The following is a 25298-nucleotide window of genomic DNA, read 5'->3' as shown; positions in this document are numbered from 1 at the left end:
CCCCATGACTGAAATAGTTGCGTCCGTGAAAGTCGGCACCCGCGGAAGCAGGCTGGCCCTGGGCCAGACCGGCCAGATAGCCGACGTCCTGACCGGCGTGGGCGGCTTTGAGGCGGAGATTGTCACCGTCAGGACCGACGGCGACGTCCTCACCGGCCCGCTGTCCCAGATGGGCGGCACCGGAGTGTTCGCCGCGGCCCTGCGCGCCGCCGTCCTGGATGGTGGCGTTGACGTGGCCGTCCACTCGCTCAAGGACCTGCCCACGGCCGCCGTGCCCGGCCTCACCCTGGCCGCCGTGCCCGCGCGCGTGGACCCCCGCGACGCCCTCTGCTCGCGCGACTCGCTGTCGCTCGCGGAGCTGCCGGCCGGCGCCTCCGTGGGCACCGGCTCCCCGCGCCGCGCGGCCCAGCTGCTGGCCGCCCGCCCGGACCTGATGATCGTGGACATCCGCGGCAACGTCGACACCCGGCTGGGACGGGTGGCCGGGCTGCCCGGCAACGCCCCCGCCGCGGTGGTGCCCGGCAAGACGGGCGACCTTGACGCCGTCGTGCTGGCCGCCGCGGGACTTTCCCGCATCGGCCGGCTGGACACCGTCACCGAATACCTGGAGGCGGACGTCATGCTCCCGGCGCCCGGCCAGGGCGCCCTGGCCTTGGAGTGCCGCACCGCCGACGCCGAGCCGAGCGGTGTCCTGGGCCGGGCGCTGGCCGCCGTGGACGACGCCGACACGCGCCTTGCCGTGACCGCCGAGCGTGCCCTGCTGGCCCGGCTGGAGGCCGGCTGTGCCGCACCCGTCGGGGCGTTCGCGTTCCGCAAGGGGTCGATGCTGTACCTTGAGGCCGTGGTCTGCTCGCTCGACGGTGCCCGCTCGCTCCGCCTGAAGAAGGCCACCGACGGGCTCACCAGCGTGGGCGCCACCCTCCTCGGGATCGAACTGGCCGAGGAACTGCTCGCCGGCGGCGCCGCGGACCTGGCGGATCTGTCCGGCTCGGCAAAGTGACCGCAAGTCGAGAGGGCGCCAGCCCGTCGGTTGCGCCTGTCGCGTCGGTCGAGCCGGTCGAGACCCAGGGCGCGCTTGCGGGCCTGCGCGTGGCGGTTACCCGCAGTGCTGACCGGGCCGGCGGTTTGCTGTCGGCGTTGACGGATGCCGGTGCGGACCCGGTGCTGGTTCCGGTCATTGACTTTGAGGTTGGAGATCATGACGTACTGGGCGATGCCCTCCACCGGCTTGCCGCGGGGGAGTACCGCTGGCTCGTGATCAGCTCCATCACCACGGTGCGCGCGCTGAAGCAGTGGTGTGAGGGTGCCGAGACTTCGCTGGCTGAACTCATCCCCACCGGCACCAAAGTGGCCACGATCGGGCCCACCTCTGTTGCTGTTCTGCAAGCTGAGGGGGTCCATGCCGAGCTGGCGCCTCTCGACCTGCAGTCCGCGGCCGGGCTTGTCGCACTGTGGCCCCCCTTCCGTGCGGACGACGGCGGCAACGCGCGCGTGCTGCTGCCCCAGTCGAACCTTGCCGGGCCTGCCCTCGCCGACGGCCTGGCCGCGAAGGGCTGGACGCCCGAAACCGTCACCGCCTACAGGACGGTCGACTACCCCGCCACGGAGGGCATGCGCCTGACCGCCGTGCTCCACCGGGCGTCCCCGGGGCCTGCAAACCACCAGGCCAGCCACCCGCTGCTCACCCCCGCCCAGGCGGCGCGTGAGGTGCAGGAGGGGGCGATCAACGCCGTCGTCCTTGCCTCGGGAAGCGCGGCGCGCAGGGTCGCGGCAACCATGGCGCCGCTGCCGGATGCCTGCCTGGTCGTGGCGATCGGGCAGCCCACGCGGGCCGAGGCCGAGCGGCTGGGCCTGCGGGTCGCCGCCACGGCCGTTCACCCAACGCCCGCCGGCCTGGTGGCCGCACTGGCCGCCGCAGTCCAACAATCCACCCCCAGCAACCCAGGAGAGAGCACGTGAGCTTCCCCCAACACCGCCCCCGCAGGCTGCGCACCACCACGGCCATGCGCCGGCTGGTCGCCGAGCACCGGCTGGCGCCGGCCGAGCTGATCCTGCCCGTGTTCATCCGCGAAGGGCTCAGCGAACCTGCGCCGATCTCGTCGATGCCCGGGGTGGTGCAGCACACCACCCAGTCGCTCGTGGCCGCCGCCCGCGAGGCCGTGGAGCTGGGGCTCGGGGGGATCATGCTGTTCGGCATTCCCGCCGTCCGCGACGCCGCCGGCACCGCCTCCCTCGACCCGGAGGGCGTGCTGAATGCGGCCATCGCAAGCGTGCGGGCCGCCGTGGGCAACGAGCTGGTGGTCATGAGCGACCTCTGCCTGGACGAATTCACCGACCACGGCCACTGCGGGATTCTCGACGCCAACGGCGCAGTGGACAATGACGCCACGCTGGCCATTTATGCCCGGATGGGCGTGGCGCAGGCGAGGGCGGGCGCGCACGTGGTGGCGCCGTCGGGCATGATGGACGGCCAGGTGGGCGTGATCCGCCAGGCCCTGGACGCCGCCGGCTTCACCGACGTCGCGGTGCTGGCCTACGCCGCGAAGTACGCCTCCGCGTTTTACGGGCCGTTCCGCGAGGCCGTCGACTCCCAGCTCCAGGGCGACCGCCGCACGTACCAGATGGACGCCGGCAACCGCCGCGAGGCACTGCACGAGGTGGAGCTGGACCTGGCCGAAGGCGCCGACATCGTCATGGTCAAGCCCGCCATGAGCTACCTGGACATCCTGGCGGACGTGGCCGCCATGTCCCCGGTGCCGGTGGCCGCGTACCAAATCTCCGGGGAATACGCCATGATTGAAGCCGCGGCCGCCAACGGCTGGATCAACCGCCGCGCAGCCATCGAGGAGTCCGTGCTCAGCATCAAGCGGGCCGGCGCCACCATGATCCTGACCTACTGGGCGGCCGAGCTGGCCGGCTGGCTCCGCAGCAACTGACACTTCCGGCATTCTTCAAGCAAGGACCCCTTCATGACCAGTTCGCAGGAACTCTTTGACCGTGCCAAGACCCTCATGCCGGGCGGGGTGAACTCGCCCGTGCGCGCCTTCGGCTCCGTGGGCGGCACCCCCCGCTTCATGGTCAACGCCAAGGGCGCCTACCTGACCGACGCCGACGGCCGCGACTACGTGGACCTGGTCTGCTCCTGGGGCCCGGCGCTGCTGGGACACTCGCACCCGGACGTGCTCGCCGCGGTCCATGCCGCCGTGGACCACGGGCTGAGCTTTGGCGCGTCCACGCCGGCCGAAAGCGAACTCGCCGCCCTCGTGCAGGGGCGTGTGTCCGGCGTTGAACGCCTGCGCATGGTCTCCACGGGCACCGAGGCGACCATGACCGCGGTGCGCCTGGCCCGCGGCTTCACGGGGCGCGAGCTCATCATCAAGTTCGCCGGCTGCTACCACGGCCACCTCGACTCGCTCCTTGCCGCCGCCGGCTCCGGCCTGGCCACGCTGGCCCTGCCCGGATCCGCCGGCGTCACGGCCGCCACCGCCGCCGAAACCCTGGTCCTGCCCTACAACGACCTCGCCGCCGTCGAGGCCGCGTTCGCCGCGCACGGGGACCGCATCGCCGCCGTCATCACCGAGGCCGCGCCCGCCAACATGGGCGTCGTGACCCCGGCCCCCGGGTTTAATGCCGGGCTGTCCCGCATCACCTCCGGGCACGGCGCGCTGCTGATCCTGGACGAGGTCCTCACCGGCTTCCGGGTGGGGGCGGCCGGCTACTGGGGCCTGACCGGCGCTTCCGAGGGGTGGACGCCGGACCTGTTCACCTTCGGCAAGGTCATTGGCGGGGGACTGCCGACAGCGGCACTGGGCGGGCGCGCCGACGTCATGGACTGGCTGGCACCCCTGGGCCCCGTGTACCAGGCCGGCACGCTGTCCGGGAACCCGGTGGCCATGGCGGCCGGCGTGGCCACGCTGACCGCGGCCACGTCCGCCGTCTATGAGACCGTGGACGCGCGCTCGCTGGAACTGTCCGCCGCCGTCTCCGCGGCCCTGTCCGCCGAGGGCGTGGACCACTCGGTCCAGCGCGCCGGCAGCCTCTTCTCCGTGGCCTTCGGCACGTCCGCGTCGGGCGTCCGCAACTACGACGACGCGCAGGGCCAGGACGTGTTCCGCTACGCGCCGTTCTTCCATTCCATGCTTGATTCCGGGGTCTACCTGCCACCCAGTGTTTTCGAGGCCTGGTTCCTCTCGGCCGCGCACGACGACGCCGCCATGAACCGGATCTTCGACGCCCTGCCGGCGGCGGCCAGGGCGGCGGCCTCCGCCACGGCCTAGCCGAAGACTGTGTTGCAGTTGTTGGACTAAAACAACCCCAAAGTGCCACATGTGATCCAACGGCTGCAACACGGATTCGTCATGACGGAAATGAGCGCGTCGGAGTACAATTTTCGGCTATAGATTCCTCTCAACTAAGCCGCGTGGGCCATGCGCCAGTTCCAGAAGTTTCGCCCTTTGAAGTCCCTCGCCATCCTTGCCACACTCCTCGCCGCGATGCCGCTGGCGGGGGCGGCCACCGCCGCGGCACCGGCGTCGTTGGGGTGGACCACGCCGGCGCAGCACCTGGCCCACATGACGCTGCAGCAGCGGGTGGGCCAGCTGTTCATGGTTGCGGCCGGTGCCACCGGTGCCAGCCAGGCCACCATGAACGTGCTGAGCTGGGACCATGTGGGCAACGTCTACCTGGCCGGGCGAAGCTCCGCCGGGATCAATGCCACGGCGGCAGTTGTGCGGCGGATGACGAACACCGTTTCCACGGCGACGACGGACAATGAATATCTTGCCGTGGCCACCGACCAGGAGGGGGGCTACGTCCAGGTGCTCAGCGGCCCTGGATTCTCGAAAATTCCGACGGCGCTGGCCCAGGGCACGCTGTCCACGGCCACGCTGGAGGCGGACGCCAAAAACTGGGGGAACCAGCTGCGCTGGGCGGGCCTGAAGGTGGACCTGGCCCCCGTCCTTGACACCGTCACGCAGGCCTTTGCCCCGTCCAACGCCCCGATCGGGTACTACGACCGCGAATATGGGTACACCCCGGCGGCCGTCTCCGCCAAGGGCAACGCGTTCCTCGCCGGCATCAAGGCCGGCTACGTGATGCCCACGGTCAAGCATTTCCCCGGACTGGGCAGGGTCACCGGGAACACGGATGTGACGGGCAATGTCCACGACACCCAGACCACGATCAACGATCCCAACCTGTTGCCTTTCCAGACGGCCATCAACAACGGGGCGCGGTGGGTCATGGTCTCCAGCGCCTACTACGACAGGATTGATTCGCGCCCCGGCAAGATCGCGCCGTTCTCCACCGTGGTCATGGGCACCATGCTGCGGCACAACGCAGGGTTCACCGGAATCATCGTTTCCGACGACCTGTGCGGCGCCGCCCAGTTGGCTCCCTGGAGCTGGGCCGTGCGGGCCAACAACTTCATCAACGCCGGCGGCACCATGATCCTGTGTGCCAACCCCAACGCCGTCCCCTACATGTACGCCGCGGTGCTGCAGCTGGCCCAGCAGCGCCCCGACTTCCTGGCCAAGGTCAACGCCGCGGTGCTCACGATCCTCACGGTCAAGCACGGGCAGTAGCGGTCCGGGGCCACAATTCAGTACGGCGCGGACAACCCGCCGAACATGGGGAAGTGCTTGACATTCCTGGTCAGCAGCCGAGCGTCGAGCGAGATCGCAGTGGCTGCGATCACCAGATCCGCCGAATCGATGCCGCGGTTGCCGGGGAGCCAGCGACGCCCGAGTTCGCCAGCGATTTCAGCGATCCTCCCGTCCAACGGATGCCACGTGAAAGCACTGAACAGCGCCCGAGTGGCCTTCTCCTCCCGCTCGCGCATCCCGGCCAACACTTCCAATCTGACCACCTCGCTCGCGTGCAGCAAACCGGATCCACGCGATTCGTAGAGGGTCTGGGCGGCTGCAGGTTCCCCTCGGAGCAGATCAATTAAAATCGACGTGTCGACTACGACTGGCATCGCACAGTCGTGTCGCCCAGCCGGCGGCCGGAACGAAGGCGCTCGACGTACTTCTCACCGTCGATGTCCCGTCCATCCCACGCGCCGAGAGCGGCCTCGATGGCCCGGCGATCGTCATTGGCATCCAGTGTCATGGCCCGTCGCCTGATCGGCTCCGGGGAAACCAGCCGGGCAGACGCAATCGTGCCTTCAACGATATCGGGGGGCGTCGCGGTGGTGGCGCCGGCTAGAGGACGTCGGAGAGGAAGCCCTTCAAGCGCTCGGTTTTCGGCGCGCTGAAGAGCTCGTCCGGGGGTCCGGTCTCCACCACCACGCCGCCGTCCATGAACGTCACGGTGTCGGACACGTTGCGGCAGAAGCCCATCTCGTGCGTCACAACAACCATGGTCATGCCTCCCTTGGACAGGTCCGTCATGAGCGCCAGGATCCCCTTGACGAGTTCCGGGTCCAGTGCCGAGGTTGCCTCGTCAAAGAACATGACTTCCGGCTCCATGGCCAGCGCCCGGGCAATGGCCACGCGCTGCTGCTGCCCGCCGGACAGGTTGCCCGGCCGGGCATCGGCCTTGTGCTTCAGGCCCACCATGTCCAGCTGCTCGAGGGCCTTGGCGCGGGCCTGGTCCTTCGGCAGCTTCCGCAGCTTGTTCAGCGCAAGCGCCACGTTGTCCGCCACGGTCTTGTGCGGGAACAGGTTGAACTGCTGGAACACCATGCCGATGCGCCGCCGCAGCTCGTCCGGGTTGTCCGCCAGGACGGAGCGCTCGTCCAGCAGGATGTCGCCCGCATCGGGTTCGATCAGGCGGTTCATGACGCGCAGCAGCGTGGACTTTCCCGAACCCGACGGGCCGATCACGGAGGCCGTGGTGCCCCGCGGGACGTGCAGGTCGATCCCGCGCAGCACCTTGTTGGAGCCGAAGGCCAGGTGGATGTTCCGGGCCGTCAGGGACCCCGACTTGAATTCACTCATGGCCTAGGCGCCCTTTCCAACAACGGCGGCAACTTCATCGGGTTCAATCTTGGCGCGCTTGCCTTCGCGCATGCGCTTGTCCATGAAGTTCACCAGGTGGGTCAGCGGAATGGTCAGGACCAGGTACAAAACCCCGGCTGCGACCAGCGGCGAGAGGTTTCCGGTGTTGGCGGCCGCATCGTTGCCGATGCGGAAAATCTCACGCTGGCTGGACAGCAGGCCCAGCAGATAGATCAGGGACGAATCCTTGATCAGGGCAATCAGCTGGTTCACCAGCGCGGGCAGCACCCGCCGGATGCCCTGGGGGATGACCACCAGGATCATCGAGGACGTGTAGCTGAACCCCAGTGCGCGGGAGGCCTCCAGTTGCCCCCTGTCGACGCTTTGAATGCCGGAACGGAAGATTTCCCCAATGTACGCCGCGGCCATCAAGGTCAGCGCCGCGATCCCCAGGGGGAACGGGTTGGTGCTGCCGGTCAGAATCCTGATCACCGGGCCGAATCCCAGGCCGATCAGCAGGATGGTCAGGATGGCCGGCAGACCGCGGAAAATGTCCGTGTAGATACGGGCGATCCACCGGGGGATGGGGTTCCGCGAGATGCCCATGACGGCCAGGACCAGGCCAAGAATGCAGCCGAGTACGGCCGACGATACGGCCAGGATGAGCGTGTTCGGCAAACCGACTGTGAGCATCTGGGGGATGACGCCCCCCATGGCCTGCCAGTCGAAAAACGTCTTAAGGAGCTGCTGGAGTGCGTCCATAGATTAGCCCTTCGGGACTGTGACGGCCTTGGAGCCCGGTGACCAGGTTGCGGGGGTCTGGCGGTCCGGGTACCACTGCTTGGTCAGCTTGGACCAGGTGCCGTCGGCAATCACCGCGTCAAGGGCGGAGTTCAGCGCATCGATCAGCGGCTGGTTCTCCTTGTTCACGGCATAGGCGGTGAAGTTCTGCGTGTTGACCACGGACTCGGCGATGACCGTGCCGTCGCCGGGCTTGACCTGGCCGGTGGCCTGCTGCGACGGGGCAACCCAGGCGTCAACCTGGCCGTTCTTCAGGTTGGCGTAGGCGGTGTTGTAGTCCGAGAAGCGGACCGGTTCCATTTTCAGGGTGTTGGTGACGTAGTCGTCCTGCACGGTGCCCTGGACCACGGCGATGCGCGTGCCGGCCTTGAGGTCCTTGAAGCCCTTGATGGCCGAGTCCTTCTTGGCAACCACGGCCATGTAGCCGAAGTCGTAGCCGTTGGAGAAGCCGACCGACTTGCGGCGGGCGTCCGTCGTGGAGATCGAGGAGGAGCCGACGTCGAACTGCTTGTTGGCAACCTGGGAGAGCAGGGCGGCGAAGTCGGTGGACTTGAACTCCACCTTCAGGCCCAGCTTGGCCGCCATGGCGCGCAGCAGTTCATTGTCGTATCCGGTGAACTTGCCGGACTTGTCGATGAAGATGTTCGGCGGGGCGTCGGAGAGCGTGCCGACCGTGAGGGTGCCTGGGGTGATCAAGCCCAGCGCGGCCTTGTCAATCTTGTCCAGGGCGGTGACGTCCTTGGTGGTGTACTTGTCCAGGGACTGCTGGTCGCTTCCGGCCAGGGCATTCGTCGGCTTGGAGGAGCTGGTGGCACCGGTGCCGCCGCCGCAGGCGGCCAGCGAAAAGGCCAGTGCAACCGCCACGGGCACGGTGGTGAGCCACTTCAGGGCAGAATTCTTCATTACGCGATCACTTTCATTGCAGGTACCCGGCATCGACAAGGACGACGGCCGGGTTTCAGGGGCGCGGGGAGCCCTCGCAAAGGCCCGCACGAGCGGCATAGCAGAGCTCTACCCGCGGAACTAAATTATGTCATCGGGGCGGCAAATGTGGCGCGTGCGAACAAATGCTTAACAAAAGTGTCATTCATGGAAGAAATGATTGATCATCTGGGGCGGCGGCGGGCACAGCCCGGGCCCAGCGGTGCGCCGGCCGCACGACAGGCGCGGCCCCGCAACGGCGAAGGCTGTTAATTCCCTGTGTGATTTAGCTCATGCGTCCGGCGCGGGCACCGCCGCCGCCCGGACGCAGCCCCGGCGGCCTACGGCAACACCGGCCAGTCGCCCTCAATGACGGCCGCCGGGTCCTTGACCCGGCGCAGGTACTGCTGGAAGTCAGCCGCCTGCTCGCGGGCCCACCCCACCTGGGCGGCGTGGAGCTCGGCCAGCTCCAGGCGCAGGGCGCTGTATTTGGCGGCGAGGGCGTCGGCCAGCCGGAGCGTGGCCTCGGCGTCGGCCGCGGAGGTGTGGGCGTCGTCGAGCGGGATTCCGTATTCCTCGCACAGGGCCACCAGCGTGCGGCTGCCCTTGCGGAACCTGTCCACATGCTTGTTGCAGATGAAGGGGTCGATGACCGGCGCCGGGGTGATGGCCGCCAGGCCGTGGCGGCGGGCCTCGTTGGCCAGGACCGTGAAGTCGTAGCTGGCATTGAAGGCGATGACGGGAATCTGGTTTTGGAACAGGGTGGCGAGGACGGCACCAATTTCCGCCGTCACCTCATCCGCCGGCCGGCCATTGGCGCGGGCGTGGGCCGTGCTGATGCCGTGGATGGCGGCAGCCTCCTCCGGGATGTCCACGCCCGGGTCGGCGAGCCACTCGTGGGTGTCCGCCACCGCGCCGGATTCGTCCACCATCACGATGGACGCGGTCACTATCCGGGCCTCGCGGGGGTCCTTGCCCGTGGTTTCCAAGTCAAACGCGGCCCGGGGGTGCATGTTCCAGCTAGTCATGCCCCAACGCTACCTGCTGCCACCGACACGAAAGCCGCCATGGCCGTGCGCCGGGCGGGCCTGTGGAGAACTACGCTGGAACCATGCGTGCTGAGTATGTTGAAGCGGTCCTGGACGTGGTGGAGCTCATTCCGGCCGGGCGGGTGCTTTCCTACGGCGACGTTGCCGCGCTGCTGGAGCGCGGCGGCCCCCGGCAGGTGGGGTCCGTCATGTCCCACCACGGCTCGGCCGTGCCCTGGTGGCGGGTGATCCGGGCCGGGGGCCAGCCCCCGTCGTGCCACGACGCCGGCGCCCTGGTGCACTACCGCGAGGAAGCCACCGAACTGCGCGGGGACACCGGCGGCGGGCACCCCTCGTGGCGGGTCCACATGGCGGCGGCCCGCTGGAACCCCACGGAGACAGACTTTGACCGCATTGACGCCATAGCCGCGCGGCTGCACGCCGCGGAAGGGCCCCTGCAGCCCCGTCCGGCTGAAATGTCGGAGCCCCGTGGTGGACTCGGGGCATGAGTTCCCCCAATCATCCGCCCGCCCCGAACCGCCTGCCCCGACTGACACTTGTGGCGCCCGCGGCCTCGCTCCGCCCGGCACCGGACCTGAGCCCGGACCAGCAGCCCGTGGTGGGGCTGGCCCCCGGTTCCGGCCCCGTGCTGGTCTGGGGCGCCCCGGGCACGGGCAAGTCCACCGTCCTGGTGGAGGCCGCGGTCAAGCGGATGGAGCACGACGGCGTTGATCCCGCAGGTGCCCTCCTGCTGGCCCCGTCGCGGCTGGCGGCGGCGCGGCTGCGCAACGCGTTCAGCGCGCGCCTCACCAGGAGCCTGAGCACGTCCCCGGCACGGACCTGGTCCTCCTATGCCTTTGACCTCCTGCGGCGGGCCAAGGTGGAGGGCCGCATGCCGCACATCGAGGGCCCGCCGCGCCTCATGAGCGGCCCGGAGCAGGACCTCATCATCAAGGACCTGCTGGCCGGGCACCGGCTGGGGCTGGGCGCGGCGCCGAACTGGCCGGCCGAACTGGCCGAGGCCCTGGACACACGCGGCTTCCGGCAGGAAATCAGGCAGTTGTTTGACCGCGTCATAGAATACGACGTCGTCCCGGAGGAGCTGGCCCGCCTGGGCCGGGAGCTCGGCCGGGCGGACTGGGCTGCTGCCGCCTCGCTCTACGCCGAGTACCGGGATGTGGTGGACTGGGGCAAGTCCGGCTCCTTCGACCCGGCCGGCATCATCACGGCCGCCGCCACGCTTCTGAAGAACGACGCCGAATTCCTCGCCCGGGAGCGCGCCCGCCTCCAGCTGATCCTGGTGGACGACATCCAAGAGGCCGGCCGCTCCGTCCACGACCTCCTGGCGCTGGTGGGGCGGGGCAGGGACATCCTGGTCACCGCCTCCCCGGACACCGTGGTGCAGGGCTTCCGCGGCGCCCGGCCGGACCTGGTGGGCTCGCTGCGCGACACCCTGTCCGACGGCCACGCGCCGGTCACCGAATTCACACTCTCCACGTCCCACCGCATGACCCCGGAACTCGCCCACGCCTGGTCCGCCGTGGCCGAACGGATCTCCCAGGCCCGCGGCGGGCAGCGGGCGCGCGTGCTGGCCTGGCCGGCGGCGCCGGACACCCGGGACGGCACAGCCCAAAACGGCCAGCCACCCAAGGCGCCGGAAGACACCCCGGCCGGGGGGCCGGCGTCGGACGCCACCCAGGAGGGCGGCGTCAGTGCACACGTGGTGGCTTCCGAAGTCCATGAGCTGCGCCTGGTGGCCGAGCGCATCCTGCACCTGCAGCACCTGGCCGGGCACCGGCTGGGCGAGATCGCCGTCATTGTGCGCACGGGATCGGCCTTGGCCGGGCTGCAGCGGTACCTGAGCGGCCTGGGCATCCCCGTCAAGGTGCCCGTGGCCGAGAACCCGGTCCGCGACGAACCTGCCGTCCGGCCGCTGCTGGAGGCGTTCCGCGTGGCGCTGGACCCTGACGTGCTGGATGCGGAGCTGGCCGTGTCGCTGCTGACGTCGCGCCTGGGCCGTTCCACGGCGCTGCACCTGCGCCGGCTGCGGCAGGCGCTGCGCCAGCAGGAACTCGGCGCCGGCGGCGGCCGGGCCAGCGACGAACTGCTGGCCGAGGCGCTCGCGAACCCGGAAAAGCTGGCCCCCCTGGGCTGGGAGGCCCAGAACGCGGGCCGGATTGCGGCCATGCTGGCCGCCGGGAAGCAGTCAGTGGCCGAGCCCGGCGCGAACGCGGAGACGGTGCTGTGGGCCCTGTGGGAGGCCTCGGACTGTTCGGGCACGTGGGAGGCGCAGGCCCTGCGCGGCGGGCCCACGGGCATCCGTGCGGACCGCGACCTGGACGCCGTCATGGCCCTGTTCCAGACCGCGGAACGGTATGTGGACCAGCTGCCCGGCTCCACCCCGCGCCAGTTCCTGGAATACCTGCTCAGCCAGGAGCTGCCCATGGACACCCTGGCGGCCCGGGCCCAGCGCGCCGACGCGGTGGAAATCCTGACGCCCGCCAGCGCGGCCGGGAGGGAGTGGCCCGTGGTGATTGTGGCCGGGCTCCAGGAGGGCGTGTGGCCCAATACCCGCCTGCGCGGCGAGCTGCTGGGCAGCCAGTTCCTGGTGGACGTGCTGGAGCGCGGCCCGCTGGCGGCGCGCCAGGTGGACCCGGCTGCGCGGCTGCGCGACGTCCGCTACGACGAACTGCGCAGCTTTGCCGCCGCCATCTCCCGGGCGGGACGGCGGCTGATCCTCACCGGGGCCTCCGGCCACGACCTCCAGCCCTCGCAGTTCCTGGACCTGGCCGCCCCCTACGTTCCCGTGACCGATTCCGGCGGCGAGTCCCAGTACCCCGTCCGCCCCGTTGAACAGGTACCCCGGCCCATGACGCTGCGCTCGCTCGTGGCGGAGCTGCGCCAGGAATCGGAGATGCACGCCGATCCCGAGGCCGCCCGCATGCTGGCCGCCCTGGCTGCCGAATCCGTGCCCGGCGCGGCACCCGAACAGTGGTGGGGGCTGCTGCCGCTGAGTACCGACGCGCCCATCGTGGCCGACGGCGACCCCGTGACGGTCTCGCCGTCGAAGGTGGAGGCGGTGCTGAAGTCCCCCCTGAACTGGTTTGTGAAGGCCGCCGGGGGAGAGGCCGCCACGGACTTTGCCCGCAGCCTGGGCACCCTCATCCATGCCATCGCCGAGCAGATCCCGGAGGGCGCGGGGCACGAATATCTCGAGGAGCTCGAACGCCGGTGGCCGTCCCTCGGCATGGGGGACGGCTGGGAGGCGGAGAAGGACTACGAGCGGGCCCAGGAGATGCTGCGCAAGCTGGCCCAGTACGTGGTGGACGCCCGGCAGCAGGGCCGCACACTCATCGGCGTCGAGCTCGACTTTGACGTGGAAATTCCCGCGGACGGGCGCACGGCCCGGCTGCGCGGCCAGGTGGACCGGCTGGAGGCCGACGCGGGGGGAGGGCTGGTGGTGGTGGACCTGAAAACCGGGCGGACCAAGCCCACCCAGAAGGAAATCGCCACGCACCTGCAGCTCGGCGCCTACCAGGCCGCCGTGCTGGCCGGGGCGTTCCGGGTGGAGGCCGCCGCGGCGGGCATCCCGGACCCGCGTCCCGGCGGTGCCGCGCTGCTGCCGCTGGGGGACGGGACCAAGGCCGTGAAGACCCAGGACCAGCCCGCCCTGGCGCCGGGCGCCGACGACTGGGCGACGCCCGAGGTCCTGCGCGCCGCGCACCTCATGGCGCAGGCCGCGTTCCCGGCCCGCCACGGCGCCGACTGGACCGAACGCAGCGGCTGCCCGCTGCCCACCATCTGCCCGTTGTGCCGCGAAGGAAAGCAGGTCACCGAATGAGCGGAGCCCCTGAGGGCGGCACTGTCCTGGACCCCTTGTTGAGCCCCCGTGAGCTGGCGGAGCTCCTGGGACAGTTCCCGCCCACGACGGAACAGGCAGCCATCATTTGCTCACCCCTGGAGCCGCTGCTGGTCATTGCCGGCGCCGGCTCGGGAAAGACCACCACCATGGCGGACCGCGTGGTGTGGCTGGTGGCCAACGGCCTGGTGCGGCCCGAGGAAATCCTCGGCGTCACCTTCACCCGCAAGGCCGCCGGCGAGCTCGCCTCGCGCATCCGCGGCCAGCTGGCCAAGCTCGGCACCCTGGCGCGCTCCGGCGTCGTGCAGCTGGCGCCCGCCGCCGCAGCCCGCGACGCCCTGGAAGCAAAGGTCTCCACGTACCACTCCTACGCCAGCGGGATCGTCACCGACTACGGCCTGCGCCTGGGCATTGAGCGCGACGCCGTGGTGCTTGGCGCCGCCGAGGCCTGGCAGCTCGCCAGCGACGTGGTCGAGGCGCACGACGGCGGCCACCAGCACTTCACGGCCGCGAAGTCCACGCTGATCCAGTCCGTCATGGACCTGGCCGGCGAGTGCGCCGAGCACCTCCAGGACCCCGCGCACGTGCGGGCCGAGCTGGACGCCTGGGTGGCCGGCTTCCAGGCCCTGCCCTACCTCGACGGGACGGCCAAGCCGCGCAGCCAGGCCGCCGAAAGGCTGATGGACACGCTGCGCACCCGCGGCACCGTGGTGGACCTGGTCCAGCGCTACGCCGCGGCCAAGCGCCGCCGCAACGCCCTGGACTACGGCGACCTCGTGGCGCTCGCGGCCCGGATCGCCGCCGAGGTCCCGCACGCGGGGCAGATGGAGCGCCAGCGCTTCAAGGTGGTGCTGCTGGATGAATTCCAGGACACCTCCCACGCCCAGCTGCAGCTCTTCGCCCAGCTCTTCGGCGGCGGCCACCCCGTCACCGCCGTCGGCGACCCCCACCAGTCCATCTACGGCTTCCGCGGCGCCTCCGCCGGACAGCTCTTCCGCTTCCCGGAAATCTTCCGCAGGCAGGACGGCGGCCGGGCGCCGACAGCCGAGCTCACCATTGCGTGGCGCAACTCCGCGCGCATTCTGGCGGCGGCCAACGTCATGTCCGCCGAGCTCACGGCCGCGCAGGAACGCAAGTCCAACGCCCGGCTCGCGGCCGGGCTGACGGAAGCGGAGCGGGCCGCGGCCGGACCGCGGGTGGCGGTGTCGCCCCTGCAGGAAAAGCCCAACGCCCCGGACGGCGAGGTTGCGCTGGCCCGCTTCGATACGGCCCTGGCCGAGGCCGAGGCCATCGCCGCGGAAATCCTGGACCGCAAGGGCGACTTCACGCCCCGACGCGGCGCCCAGGGCGCCATGACGGTGTCCGTGCTGTGCCGCCGGCGGGCACAGTTTGCTTGCTTCCAGTCCGTTTTCGACGCCCGCGGGATCCCCTACGAGATCGTGGGCCTGGGCGGCCTGCTGTCCACCCCGGAAATCGTGGACCTGGTGGCCACGCTGAGGGTCATTGCCGATCCCGGGCGCTCGGATTCGCTCATGCGCCTGCTGACAGGCGCCCGCTGGCGGATTGGCCCGGCGGACCTCATGGCCTTCGCCGACTGGTCCCGGTACCTGGCCCGGCGCCGGGAATGGGCGGCGAAGAACCGCCTGGCATTTGGCGCCTCGGTGATTCACGGGGACGGGCCGGACGGCGACACGCCGGAGCCGCCCGAAGGCGCGGTGGTGACGTCCGACGTCGTCGATTCCGCGTCGCTGGTGGAGGCGCTGGACTACCTCAGCCCGGACTTCTGGCCCGAGTCCGCCCGGCCGCTGACCGACACGGCGCGTGCGCGGCTGCTGGGCCTGCGCGACGAGCTGCGCGTCCTGCGCAGCTTTGTGGGCGACGACCTCAGCAACCTGATCGGCGTGGTGGAGCGGACCATGTTGCTGGACATAGAGCTGGCGGCCAAGCCCGGCTCCAGCATCCACCACGCCCGTCGCAACCTCGACGCCTTCGCCGATGCCGCGGCCACGTTCATGCAGGCCGCCGAACGCGTGGACCTGACGGCGTTCCTGGCCTGGCTGGAGACGGCGGAGTCGGAGGAGGGCGGCCTGGAAATGGCGGCCGTCGAGGCCAACCCGGACGCCGTGCAGCTGCTCACCGTGCACGCCTCCAAGGGGCTGGAATGGGACGTGGTGTTTGTGCCCGGCATGAACGCCGGCGCGTTTCCCAGCGCTAAGGCCGACCGGTGGACCACAGGCGCCAAGTCGCTGCCGTGGCCGCTGCGCGGGGACCGGGAGGACCTGCCGGCGTGGGACACGAACGTGCCGGACGTCAAGACCCTGCTGGAGCACGAAAAACTGTTCGCCGACGACGTGAAGCTCCATTCCGAGGAGGAGGAGCGGCGGCTCGCCTATGTGGCCTTCACAAGGGCCCGTGACTTCCTGATGTGCAGCGCCACGGTGTGGGGCAGTGCCAGGGCGCCGCTGGAACCGTCGCTGTTCCTGGCGGAACTGCTGCCGCTGGCCTCCGGCGCCGCCCAAAGCGCCAGCCTGGGGCCGTGGGCCGACGACCCCCAGGACGGAGCCGAGAATCCTGTCAGTGCCGGCGAGGAAACCGCCGAGTGGCCCTATGATCCACTGAACGGGCCCGTCATCACCGGGCAGGCCGGGGCCGCCGCCCGGGCCGGCCGCCGGGACAACGTGGAGGCGTCTGCAGCCGCCGTCCTGGCCGCCTCCGTTGAGGTTGGAGATGACGGCCCCTCCTCCGTTGAGGTTGGAGATGATCACCGCTCCGTCCCCGGACCCGTGCCTGGGCCAGGGAACCCTCGCTCGTGTGGGTCCTTGTCCCGTGAGGTTGGGACCGCTGCCTTTCTCGCGGCGAATCCGCGGTGGGGACGGGAAACCGCCGTGCTGCTCGCGCAGGAAAAGGTCGAATCGGACCAGCTGCGGGTGGAGCTGCCGCCGCACATCTCCGCCTCCCGCCTGGTGTCCCTGGGTGAGGACGCGGAGAAGGTCACCCGGGCCATGCGCCGTCCGGTGCCCACCAAGCCGGGGATGGCTGCCCGCAAGGGCACCGCCTTCCATGCCTGGATCGAGGAATACTTTGGCGCCACCGGCCAGCTGGACCTCGACGAGGCTCCCGGCGCCGACGCCTACGTTGACGAGGCTTACGGCCTGGCGGAGATGCAGGAGACCTTCAAGAACTCGGCCTGGGCAGGCCGGACCCCGGCGGAACTGGAGGTGCCGATCGAAACGCGCGTGGCCGACGTCGTGGTCCGCGGGCGCATTGACGCCATCTTCCGGGACGACGACGGCGGCTGGGACTTGATCGACTGGAAGACCGGCAAGGTGCCGTCCAAGGCGCTGCTCGCGGTGCGCGGGGTTCAGCTGGCCGTGTACCGGCTGGCCTGGTCGAGACTGAAGGGCGTTCCGCTGGAACAGGTGCGGGCGGCGTTCTACTACGTGGGACAGGACAAGCTGATAAGGCCCGTGGACCTGGCCGGGCAGGAGGAGCTCGAAGCGATCGTCACCAACGCCTACACGTCCGCCGGTTGATCTGCGCCACCCGATCGAGCGCGTCGAGGCCCGCAAGCTGCGCCTGTTGCACAACGTCGGCGGGCGCCCTCCGCCGGGGCCGGCGGAGGGGACGGGACGGCGCCATGCAGCCGCAGGGCCCCGACACTTGAGGAAGTACAGTTCCTGCAGCCGCCAATGCGCGTTGTGTCGGCCGCTTGCGGACACCCCACGCAGGCTGGCGGCAGAGACTTGGCGTCAACTGCCCGGGGGAGTCTTGAGCGGAATGACCTTCATGGCCGTCGTGTCGAGGTCCTCGGCCGAGCCGGCGGCCGGACCGTCGTCAGGCCTGGAGGCCACCGTAGTCGCCGGTTCGGCGGCGGGTGCGGCGCCGGCGTCGTCCTCCCCGGGCCCGCCCACCGCGGCCTGGGTCCCGGCGCCTTCACGACCCGCCACCGGAATGGCACCCGTGGCGGCCCCGCCGGCGTCGTCCGCTTGGGTCCCGGCCGTCTGGGTCTCGGCGGGCTTGACCACCGGAATGGCACCCGTGGCGGCCTCACCGGCGTCGTCCGCTTGGGCCTGGACGGGCTCGACCACCGGCGCGGGTTCGGTGCTGATGGGCTGGCCGCCGTGGGCATCGATGTCCGCCTTGAGCGTGGCCAGCATGCTTTGGGCGTCTTCCACCATGCGCGCGGAGTCCGCGGCAACACCCTTGACCAGCCACTGGGCCAGGGCAAACTCCGCGCTCAACGCGGCCCGGCGCAGCAGGTGCGGGTCCGGGGTTTCGTGGCGGGCGGCCGCGTACGACTGCATGACGGTGTCCACGAAGGTGGGGTCGTTGATGGCAACAAGCCAGGCGAAGTCGTCCGCGGGGTCGCCCACGTGCAGGTCGGTCCAGCCCATGACGGCGGTGACGTGCGGACCGTCGAGCAGGATGTTGTCCTCGTGCAGGTCGCCGTGGACCACTGAGGCGTTGAAGCGCCACAGGGCCACGTCCTCCATGGCGTGTTCCCACCGCAGCAGCAGCGACGGCGGGATCTTGCCCGTGGTGGCGGCCTGGTCCAGTTCGTTCAGCTTGCGCTGGCGGAATTCGTTGGCCGTGTAGCTGGGCAGGTCCGCGCGGGTGACCAGTTCCTGCGGCAAGTCGTGGATCGCCGCAATGGCGGCACCGATTTCCAGGGCCAGCGCGGCGCCTCCGGCGGCCAGTTCCTCCACGGATTCCGGCTTGCCGGCAATGTGCGAGTAAACAAAGGTGATGAGTTCGCCCTGGCGGACCGTCCCGGCGACGGTGGGCAGCAGGAAGGGCAGCTCGGCCCGGATGGCGGGGGAGAAGGCCCGCAGGACCTGGCGTTCGGTCTCCAGCCGCGCGCTGGCCTCCACATGCTTGGGTGACCGCACCCGCCACCGCCGGTTCTCGGAATCGACCAGCAGTGCGGAGCTGAAATCGGCTGCATCGTCGGGTTCGGGCCCAAACGCCGTCACGATCAGTCCGGGCACGGCGGCGCTGGCGATGGCGGCCAGTTCGATTGCAGTCATTCGTCTCACCCCTCCACCGTAGAGTGCCAAGCTGGCAACTGTCTGCGGTTGCGGCGGCGAGTCGTGAGATGCCGCGCCGGCCTCCACCATGCCCCGTCCACAGGTCCGCGGCGCCGAATGTAAAATCCATGCCGGACTGCGTACGGTAGAACCATGATCCAAGCTTTGCCGTCCGCCGCAGCCGCGCTCGAGAGAAACTGCGAACAGCGCAGCGAATCCGGTTACCTGGACAAGGTGCAGGGCGGCCCCGGCCACCGCATCGTCCTCTTCAGGGGCGGCCGCGCCCTGATGGACGCTAACGGCCTGGCCTATCTCCGCCCCGCGGACGCCGGCGGCCACCTGCCTGCCGGTGCCGTGACCGTGTACCTTGGCAGGACGCTGGCGGGCGGAAACCCGCAGCTGCCCGAGGGGACGGACCTCGTCCTGAAGGTCTTGGCGGACGACGCCGGGGACCTCTCCTGGGTGCCCGGGGGCACCTTCTTCTCCGGGTACCGTGACGTGGGCGATTCGCTCGGGGCCGGGGATGCGGCCGTATTCATCGAGGCGCAGGCCGTGGCCAACTGGCACACGAGCCACCGCTTCTGCCCGCGCTGCGGAGCTGCCACCACCCCCGAGCAGTCGGGCTGGATGCGGCGCTGCACGGCCGACGGCTCCGAACACTTCCCCCGCACCGACCCCGCCGCCATCGTGGCCATTGTGGGCGCAGACGACAGGATTCTACTCGCCAGCAATTTCGCCTGGGAGGGCAACCGCTACTCCACGGTGGCCGGTTTTATCGAGGCCGGCGAGAGCGCCGAGCAGGGAGCCGTGCGCGAGATCGCCGAGGAGGTGGGCGTCCACCTGCACACCACGCACTACGTCGGATCACAGGCCTGGCCGTTTCCGCGCTCGCTCATGATCGGCTTCGTGGCCCACACGGATGACGCCGTGGCCGTGCCGGACGGCACCGAGGTCCGGGAGGCCCGCTGGTTCAGCCGCGGTGAGCTGCAGGCCGCGGTGCTCAGCGGCGACGCTGTCATCTCCCGGCGGCTGTCCATAGCAAGGGCACTCATTGAACACTGGTTTGGCGGCCCCATTCTCGAGCCCGGGGACGCGCTGGACCATGCCCCGGCGGGCGGCCGGGCGTGAGCTACGATCCACGCCAGGCCGGCTTGCCGGTGATGGATGAACGCACCGCCGAGGAACGCATCCTGGCCGGGCTCGACGACGAACAGCGCACCGTCGCCACGACGCTCACGGGCCCGCTGTGCGTTCTGGCCGGGGCCGGCACCGGAAAGACCCGCGCCATCACGCACCGGATTGCCTACGGCGTCCACACCGGCGTCTACAATCCCAACCGCCTCCTCGCTGTCACGTTCACCGCACGGGCGGCCGCCGAAATGCGCACCCGGCTGCGGGACCTCGGCGTGGGGACGGTGCAGGCGCGCACCTTCCACGCCGCGGCACTGCGGCAGCTGCAGTATTTTTGGCCGCACGCCGTCGGCGGCCAGCTCCCGGGCCTGCTCGAACACAAGGCACAAATCATTGCCGAGGCAGCCCGCAGGCTGCGCCTGCCCACGGACCGCGCGGCCATCCGCGACCTCGCCTCGGAGGTTGAATGGGCCAAGGTCTCGATGCTCACGCCGGAGACCTACCTGACCCAGGCCCAGGACAGGGGTGAGCCGGGAGGCCTGGACAAGCTCGCGGTCGGACGCCTTTTCCAGGCGTATGAGGACGTCAAGGCGGACCGTAACCTCATCGACTTTGAAGACGTCCTGCTGATCACCGTCGGCATCCTGCAGGAAGACCCCCGCGTGGCGGCCACCGTCAGGGAACAGTACCGGCACTTTGTGGTGGACGAATACCAGGACGTGTCCCCGCTTCAGCAGCGCATGCTGGACCTGTGGCTGGGCGGGCGCGAGGAACTGTGCGTGGTGGGCGACGCCAGCCAGACCATCTACTCCTTCACGGGTGCCACTCCCCGGCACCTGCTGGACTTCCCGGCCCGCTACCCGGCGGCCAACGTGGTCAAGCTGGTCCGCGACTACCGGTCCACGCCACAGGTGGTGGGACTGGCCAATTCGCTGTTGGCGAACCGACGCAGCGGCGGCTTTGCGGCCGACGCCCTGTGGTCGGCGCCGCTGGAACTGCTGGCGCAACGCCCCAACGGCCCGTCTCCCGAGTTCCTGGAATGCACGGACGACGAGGCCGAGGCCTCCGCCGTTGCGGCCCGCATCAAGATCCTCATCGACCACGGCACCCCGGCCAGTGAAATCGCCGTCCTCTTCCGCACGAACGGACAGTCGGAAGCCTATGAGCAGGCCCTGTCCGGCGCCGGGGTCGGCTATCAGCTGCGCGGCGGGGAGCGGTTCTTTGCCCGGAAGGAAGTCCGCGACGGCATCCTGCAGCTGCGCGCTGCTTCCCGTGCGGCCGAGGACGAGCCGCTGGGGCAGCTGGTCCGGGACATCCTGGGCAACCTGGGCTGGCAGGCCGGGGCGCCCACGGCGGGCGGGGCGGTGCGCGAGCGCTGGGAGTCGCTGTCGGCCCTGGTGGCGCTGGCGGACGACCTCGTGGCTTCCCGGAGCACGCCGGAACACACCTTCTCGGTGGTGGATTTTGTGGCCGAGCTGACGGAGCGCGCCTCCGCCCAGCACGCGCCCACCGTCCAGGGGGTGACGCTGGCGTCGCTGCACTCGGCCAAGGGCCTGGAATGGGACGCGGTGTTCCTGGTGGGCCTGAGCGAGGGACTGATGCCCATTTCCTTCGCGGACAGCCCCGAAACGGTGGACGAGGAGCGGCGGCTGCTGTACGTGGGCATCACCCGTGCCCGGGAATTCCTGAACTTTTCCTGGTCCACGGCCCGCACGCCCGGGGGACGGGCCAACCGCAGGCCGTCGCGCTTCCTCGACGGGCTGCGTCCCAATTCCGTGGGCGGCGGCCCCACCGGGCCGCGGCAAGCTGCGTCCCGCAAGCCCCGCAAGACGGCGTCGCCGTCGGTGTGCAGGGTATGTGGCAAGGTCCTCACCACCGGCGCCGAGCGCAAGATCGGCCGCTGCTCCACCTGCCCCGCGGGTTACGACGAGGCCGTCTTTGAAGAGCTGCGCGCCTGGCGGCTGAAGGAGGCCACGGCGGCGGAGGTGCCGGCCTTTGTGGTTTTTACCGACGCCACGCTCATGGCGATCGCGGAGGCCGCGCCGCAGGACCTGCAGGCGCTCTCCGCCCTGCCGGGCGTGGGTCCGTCAAAGCTGGAGCGCTACGGCGCGGCGGTGCTGGAAATCGTTTCCAGCACCTGACGCTGCAGCTGGCAGCCGCAGTCCGGGTGCGCCGCAAACTCCTCCCTGCTCCAGCGGCCGTTGTCCTGGTGGAAGGTGAGGACGGCGGACCAGGCGCTGGGTCGGTTGACGGCGTCCAGGAACAGCAGCGCCTGGGCCGCCGCGGTGCCGGCCAGGGCTGTTGACAGGGCGGCATCCTCCAGCCTGTGCGGCTGGCTGCCGGGCGCGGTCCGGCCGTCCGCCGCGAGCTGCTCGCAGACCTGAAGCCATTGGGGATCGTTGGCGCCGCGGTGCCGTTCCACGCACTCGGCGCAGGCCGTGTCGCCGGGCAGGACCAGGGGCCCCACGGTGCCGTCCTGCTCGCGGACAAGCACAAAAAGGTGGGGCCTGTCGGTGCTCATGAAGCGGGCCGCCTTTTCCGCGCCGACGGCGTCGTGTGCCACGACGACGGCCAGGTCCAGGCAGCGCATGTCCGGGCCGCCCGTGCCGCCGTCGTGCAGTATGTGCGCGTGGCAACCCGGATCCAGCGCCAGCAGGTGCCTGCGGGCGGCCGCCGACCTCGCCAGCCCGATGTCGGCGAGCCGGAAGGAGCCCGGACTGACGTCGGCGGCGGTGACGGGCGTGTCGTCCTCCAGCAGGATGGTCCCCACGCCTGCGCTGGCCAGCACCAGCGCCAGCGCCGCACCCGTTCGCCCAAGTCCCATGACGTGCACCACACCGCGTTCACGCCTGTCCATGTAGCCCCGGCTCGGGCCCCGGTGCAGGCCCAGCAGGGAGGAATGCTCCGGGCGCAGCCGCTCCGCCCGGAATCCATGCGTCCCCAGCTCGGAATCACCGACCAGGAATCCGCGCAGCTTGGCACAGATCTCCGCGGCCCGGGGCTCCCCGAGGCCGCAGGCCGTGGCGGCGGCCAGCGCCCCGCCGTCCGGAACGCCCCTGCGCAGGGCCTCGATGAAGAGCAGGTCTGCCGGCTGGAGCCCGTCGATGATGGTGCCGCCGGGCCCCACTCCGACTTGAATGCTGCCGGCGCCCCTGGCGACCAGCCGCAGTCCGGGGTTGATGGTTGTCACAGCCGCCTCCCAAGGGTCCGTGGCCGGGGCAGTGCCGCCGCGGCCATCCCCCTTGATCCTGGCACGTCGGACAAGTCCCCGCTCGAAGTTTTCCACAGGCCGCGGTTGTCCACAGCACGTGGCGCCCGGCTCGATTTTCGCCGGCGCCCCGTTGTACCGTCGACTCATGTCAGAAAAGTTTGCACCGGCACACCAGGATCCCCGGCGGACGCCGATTGGGCGCGGCACGCCCGGGCCGCTGGGCGACTCGCTCTCCGTGCACCGTGCGTCCAACGGGGCCGCCGTGGTGGTGCGGCGCACCCGGCGCCGCAAGAGCGGCATCGCAGCCTTCTGGGAGAAGGGCCGCGCCGTCATTGCCGTGCCCTCGCGGCTGAGCCTTGAAGACGAGCAATATTGGGTTCCGCACATGGTCTCACGGCTGGAAGGGGACACACGCGCCAAGGCGGCGGGGAGGCGCGGGCGCACCCCCGCCGGCGACGACGCGCTCATGCGCCGCTGCCTGGACCTCTCCGCAAGGTACCTGGGCTCGCGGGCCGTCCCCGATTCCGTGCGCTGGGTGACCAACCAGAACGGCCGCTGGGGATCCTGCACCCATGCGCGCAAGACCATCCGCATTTCACACCATGTCAAGGGCATGCCCGAATGGGTGCTGGACTACGTCCTGCTACACGAACTGGCCCACCTGATCCACCCCAACCACAGCCCCCAATTCTGGGCTGAATTGGGCGGCTACCCGGAACAGGACCGTGCCAAGGCGTTCCTGGAGGGTGCGTCGTTCGCCTCTGCCCGGAACATCCACGGGATGGGCGCGGACCTGGACGACGACGGCGGCCCGGACGAGGGTGGGGACGACGACGGCGGCGAACTCACCCACGCGGCGCAGGAGCCTGCGGGCTGGCCCCCGGCCGGGCAGCTGTTCTGATGCCCCAGGCGCAAACCGGCCGGCTATTTGTCCGTCTCGGTGCCGCCCGTGTCGGTGCCGGGCGCGCCGTCGGAGGGACCGGCGTCGTCCGTGCCGTCGCCCGGGGCGGCGTCAAAGCCGCCGTCAAGCAACTTGGCGAGGGCCGCGTCCACCTCTGAAGCGGAGGCGTCGGCGGCGGTGCGGCGGGCACTGAACCCGGCCGCGTCGTCGAGGTCGGCGGAGGTGGGCAGCAGGTCCGGGTGGGCCCAGATGGCGTCGCGGCCGGCGATGCCGCGCTGCTCCTTGAGGCTTGCCCACAGCGCGGCGGCCTCGCGGAGGCGCCGCGGCCGCAGTTCCAGGCCCACCAGGGACCCGAAGGCGTGCTCGGCGGGGCCGCCCGTGGCCCGGCGGCGCCGGATGGTCTCGCGGATTGCCGCGGCGGCGGGCAGGTTGGCGGCCGCCCCAAAGGTGACCTCGTCAACCCACCCCTCCACGAGGGCCAGGGCGGTCTCCAGCTTGGCTAGCGCGGCCTCCTGCTCGGGCGTGCGGGCTGGCATGAAGACACCCTCGGAAAGGGCCGCCTGCATGGCCTCCGGATTGCTCGGGTCCAGGTTGTGGGCCAGGTCCTCGATGCGGGACATGTCGATGTGGATGCCCCGGGCGTAGGACTCGATGGTGCCCAGCAGGTGTCCACGCAGCCACGGAACCTGAACAAACAGGCGCGCATGGGCCGCTTCCCGCAGCGCCAGGAACAGGCGGATTTCCTGCTCCGGTACCTCCAGGCCCTCGCCGAACGCCTTGACATTGGCCGGCAGCAGGGCCATCTGCAGGTCCGCCAGCGGGATGCCGATGTCCGTGGACCCGAGCACCTCCTTGGCAAGCGCGCCGACGGCCTGTCCCAGCTGCAGGCCGAAGAGTGCGCCGCCCACGTTCTGCATCATGGAGGCCGCCCCGCCCATCATGGACTTCATTTCCTCGGGCAGCTGCTCGTTCATGGCGGAGGAGATGGCAAACGCGATGCTGTTGGCCACCGGCTCGGTCAGCCGCTGCCAGGTGCCCAGGGTTTCCTCCACCCATTCGGCCCGGGACCAGGCCTTCCCGATGATGGACGTGGCCGCCAGGTCGGTGAAGGGGTCCAGCCACATCTCGGCAAGGCGCAGCGCCTCATCCACTTCGCGGGACTGTGCCGGGGTGACGGAGGGGTCGCCCCCGGCGGCCGACTTGCGGGCAGCGTCGTGCGCCAGCTCCCAGTTCACCGGCGTGTCCGAGGAATTGTTCATCATGGCCTGCACCTGGGAGAACATTTGCGCCAGCACGTTGGGGTCGTTGGGCAGGCCGGCGGCCTTGGCCAGTTCGGCGGGGTCGAAGCCCTCCATGCCCTTGCCGCCCAGGAGGTTGGCCAGCATTTCAGACAGCGGGTCCTTCGGCGTGTCGTCGTCGTTGTTGGCTGGGGTGGAAGACATGGCGTCCCGATCGTTGCAGGAAAGTGTTGCGATTAT

Annotated in this window: 20 protein-coding genes; 11 read left to right on the top strand and 9 right to left on the bottom strand. The window is 70.3% G+C overall.

What is annotated here, in order from left to right; genetic code table 11:
• The first annotated feature begins 4 nt into the window (after positions 1–4).
• The 5 genes from hemC to G6034_RS10280 all read left to right on the top strand — a co-directional run bounded on the left by hemC (position 5) and on the right by G6034_RS10280 (position 5582).
• Entirely contained in the window at positions 5–1000 is a 996-nt protein-coding gene (gene hemC / locus G6034_RS10300; protein WP_176635024.1) for a hydroxymethylbilane synthase, read from the top strand.
• On the top strand, positions 997–1959 hold the full coding sequence (locus G6034_RS10295; protein ID WP_176635023.1) for a uroporphyrinogen-III synthase: 963 nt from the start codon (positions 997–999) through the stop codon (positions 1957–1959). The genes hemC and G6034_RS10295 overlap by 4 nt, the downstream gene beginning before the upstream one ends.
• Entirely contained in the window at positions 1956–2936 is a 981-nt protein-coding gene (hemB, locus tag G6034_RS10290) for a porphobilinogen synthase (RefSeq protein ID WP_176635022.1), read from the top strand. The genes G6034_RS10295 and hemB overlap by 4 nt, the downstream gene beginning before the upstream one ends.
• A 33-nt stretch (positions 2937–2969) precedes the next feature.
• Positions 2970–4277: a glutamate-1-semialdehyde 2,1-aminomutase gene (gene hemL, locus G6034_RS10285; protein ID WP_176635021.1), complete on the top strand. Its 1308-nt coding sequence runs from the start codon at positions 2970–2972 to the stop codon at positions 4275–4277.
• 177 nt (positions 4278–4454) lie between these two features.
• A complete protein-coding gene (locus G6034_RS10280; RefSeq protein ID WP_246295628.1) occupies positions 4455–5582 on the top strand; it encodes a glycoside hydrolase family 3 N-terminal domain-containing protein in 1128 nt (375 codons plus the stop codon).
• A 17-nt stretch (positions 5583–5599) separates the two neighbouring features.
• On the opposite strand, the gene G6034_RS10275 is transcribed toward G6034_RS10280, so the two are convergent.
• The 6 genes from G6034_RS10275 to G6034_RS10250 all read right to left on the bottom strand — a co-directional run bounded on the left by G6034_RS10275 (position 5600) and on the right by G6034_RS10250 (position 9691).
• Complete coding sequence (locus G6034_RS10275; RefSeq protein WP_176635019.1) at positions 5600–5977, bottom strand: type II toxin-antitoxin system VapC family toxin; 378 nt, start codon at positions 5975–5977, stop codon at positions 5600–5602.
• Complete coding sequence (locus G6034_RS10270; RefSeq protein ID WP_176635018.1) at positions 5965–6111, bottom strand: hypothetical protein; 147 nt, start codon at positions 6109–6111, stop codon at positions 5965–5967. Before G6034_RS10270 ends, G6034_RS10275 begins: the two co-directional genes overlap by 13 nt.
• 92 nt (positions 6112–6203) lie before the next feature.
• Positions 6204–6941 (bottom strand): amino acid ABC transporter ATP-binding protein, encoded by a 738-nt coding sequence (locus G6034_RS10265; protein ID WP_176635017.1) that lies wholly within the window; start codon positions 6939–6941, stop codon positions 6204–6206.
• 3 nt (positions 6942–6944) lie between these two features.
• Positions 6945–7703: an amino acid ABC transporter permease gene (locus tag G6034_RS10260; protein ID WP_176635016.1), complete on the bottom strand. Its 759-nt coding sequence runs from the start codon at positions 7701–7703 to the stop codon at positions 6945–6947.
• 3 nt (positions 7704–7706) lie between these two features.
• On the bottom strand, positions 7707–8645 hold the full coding sequence (locus tag G6034_RS10255; protein WP_176635015.1) for an ABC transporter substrate-binding protein: 939 nt from the start codon (positions 8643–8645) through the stop codon (positions 7707–7709).
• A 359-nt stretch (positions 8646–9004) separates the two neighbouring features.
• A complete protein-coding gene (locus G6034_RS10250) occupies positions 9005–9691 on the bottom strand; it encodes a 3'-5' exonuclease (RefSeq protein ID WP_176635014.1) in 687 nt (228 codons plus the stop codon).
• A gap of 83 nt (positions 9692–9774) precedes the next feature.
• Here G6034_RS10250 and G6034_RS10245 point away from each other — a divergent pair, with 83 nt between their 5' ends.
• Genes G6034_RS10245 through G6034_RS10235 form a run of 3 tightly spaced genes read left to right on the top strand, consistent with a single transcriptional unit; the run spans position 9775 to position 17083 of the window.
• Entirely contained in the window at positions 9775–10200 is a 426-nt protein-coding gene (locus tag G6034_RS10245) for an MGMT family protein (protein ID WP_176635013.1), read from the top strand.
• Positions 10197–13532 carry an ATP-dependent helicase gene (locus G6034_RS10240; RefSeq protein ID WP_176635012.1) on the top strand — a complete coding sequence of 1112 codons (3336 nt, stop codon included), beginning with the start codon at positions 10197–10199 and terminating at the stop codon, positions 13530–13532. The genes G6034_RS10245 and G6034_RS10240 overlap by 4 nt, the downstream gene beginning before the upstream one ends.
• Positions 13529–17083, top strand: coding sequence for an ATP-dependent helicase (locus G6034_RS10235; protein WP_176635011.1), 3555 nt, complete (start codon positions 13529–13531; stop codon positions 17081–17083). Before G6034_RS10240 ends, G6034_RS10235 begins: the two co-directional genes overlap by 4 nt.
• 216 nt (positions 17084–17299) lie before the next feature.
• On the opposite strand, the gene G6034_RS10230 is transcribed toward G6034_RS10235, so the two are convergent.
• On the bottom strand, positions 17300–18577 hold the full coding sequence (locus G6034_RS10230) for a macrolide 2'-phosphotransferase (protein WP_176635010.1): 1278 nt from the start codon (positions 18575–18577) through the stop codon (positions 17300–17302).
• Between the two features lie 153 nt (positions 18578–18730).
• Here G6034_RS10230 and nudC point away from each other — a divergent pair, with 153 nt between their 5' ends.
• The gene (nudC, locus tag G6034_RS10225; RefSeq protein WP_176635009.1) at positions 18731–19705 is read left to right on the top strand and encodes an NAD(+) diphosphatase; all 975 of its coding nucleotides are present in this window, start codon (positions 18731–18733) and stop codon (positions 19703–19705) included.
• A gap of 32 nt (positions 19706–19737) precedes the next feature.
• On the top strand, positions 19738–21849 hold the full coding sequence (locus tag G6034_RS10220) for an ATP-dependent DNA helicase UvrD2 (RefSeq protein ID WP_176635074.1): 2112 nt from the start codon (positions 19738–19740) through the stop codon (positions 21847–21849).
• Here G6034_RS10220 and G6034_RS10215 read toward each other — a convergent pair.
• Positions 21810–22898, bottom strand: coding sequence for a TOMM precursor leader peptide-binding protein (locus G6034_RS10215; protein WP_176635008.1), 1089 nt, complete (start codon positions 22896–22898; stop codon positions 21810–21812). The two genes, G6034_RS10220 and G6034_RS10215, sit on opposite strands and share 40 nt — an antisense overlap.
• Positions 22899–23064: 166 nt before the next feature.
• Between G6034_RS10215 and G6034_RS10210 the strand changes: the two genes are divergently transcribed.
• A complete protein-coding gene (locus G6034_RS10210; protein WP_176635007.1) occupies positions 23065–23820 on the top strand; it encodes a M48 metallopeptidase family protein in 756 nt (251 codons plus the stop codon).
• A gap of 23 nt (positions 23821–23843) precedes the next feature.
• Here G6034_RS10210 and G6034_RS10205 read toward each other — a convergent pair whose 3' ends face one another.
• Positions 23844–25262 carry a zinc-dependent metalloprotease gene (locus tag G6034_RS10205; RefSeq protein ID WP_176635006.1) on the bottom strand — a complete coding sequence of 473 codons (1419 nt, stop codon included), beginning with the start codon at positions 25260–25262 and terminating at the stop codon, positions 23844–23846.
• Between the last annotated feature and the right edge of the window lie 36 nt (positions 25263–25298).

Source organism: Arthrobacter wenxiniae (assembly GCF_013376105.1).
Taxonomy (GTDB): domain Bacteria; phylum Actinomycetota; class Actinomycetes; order Actinomycetales; family Micrococcaceae; genus Specibacter; species Specibacter wenxiniae.
This window is presented reverse-complemented; position numbering and strand designations above follow the sequence as displayed.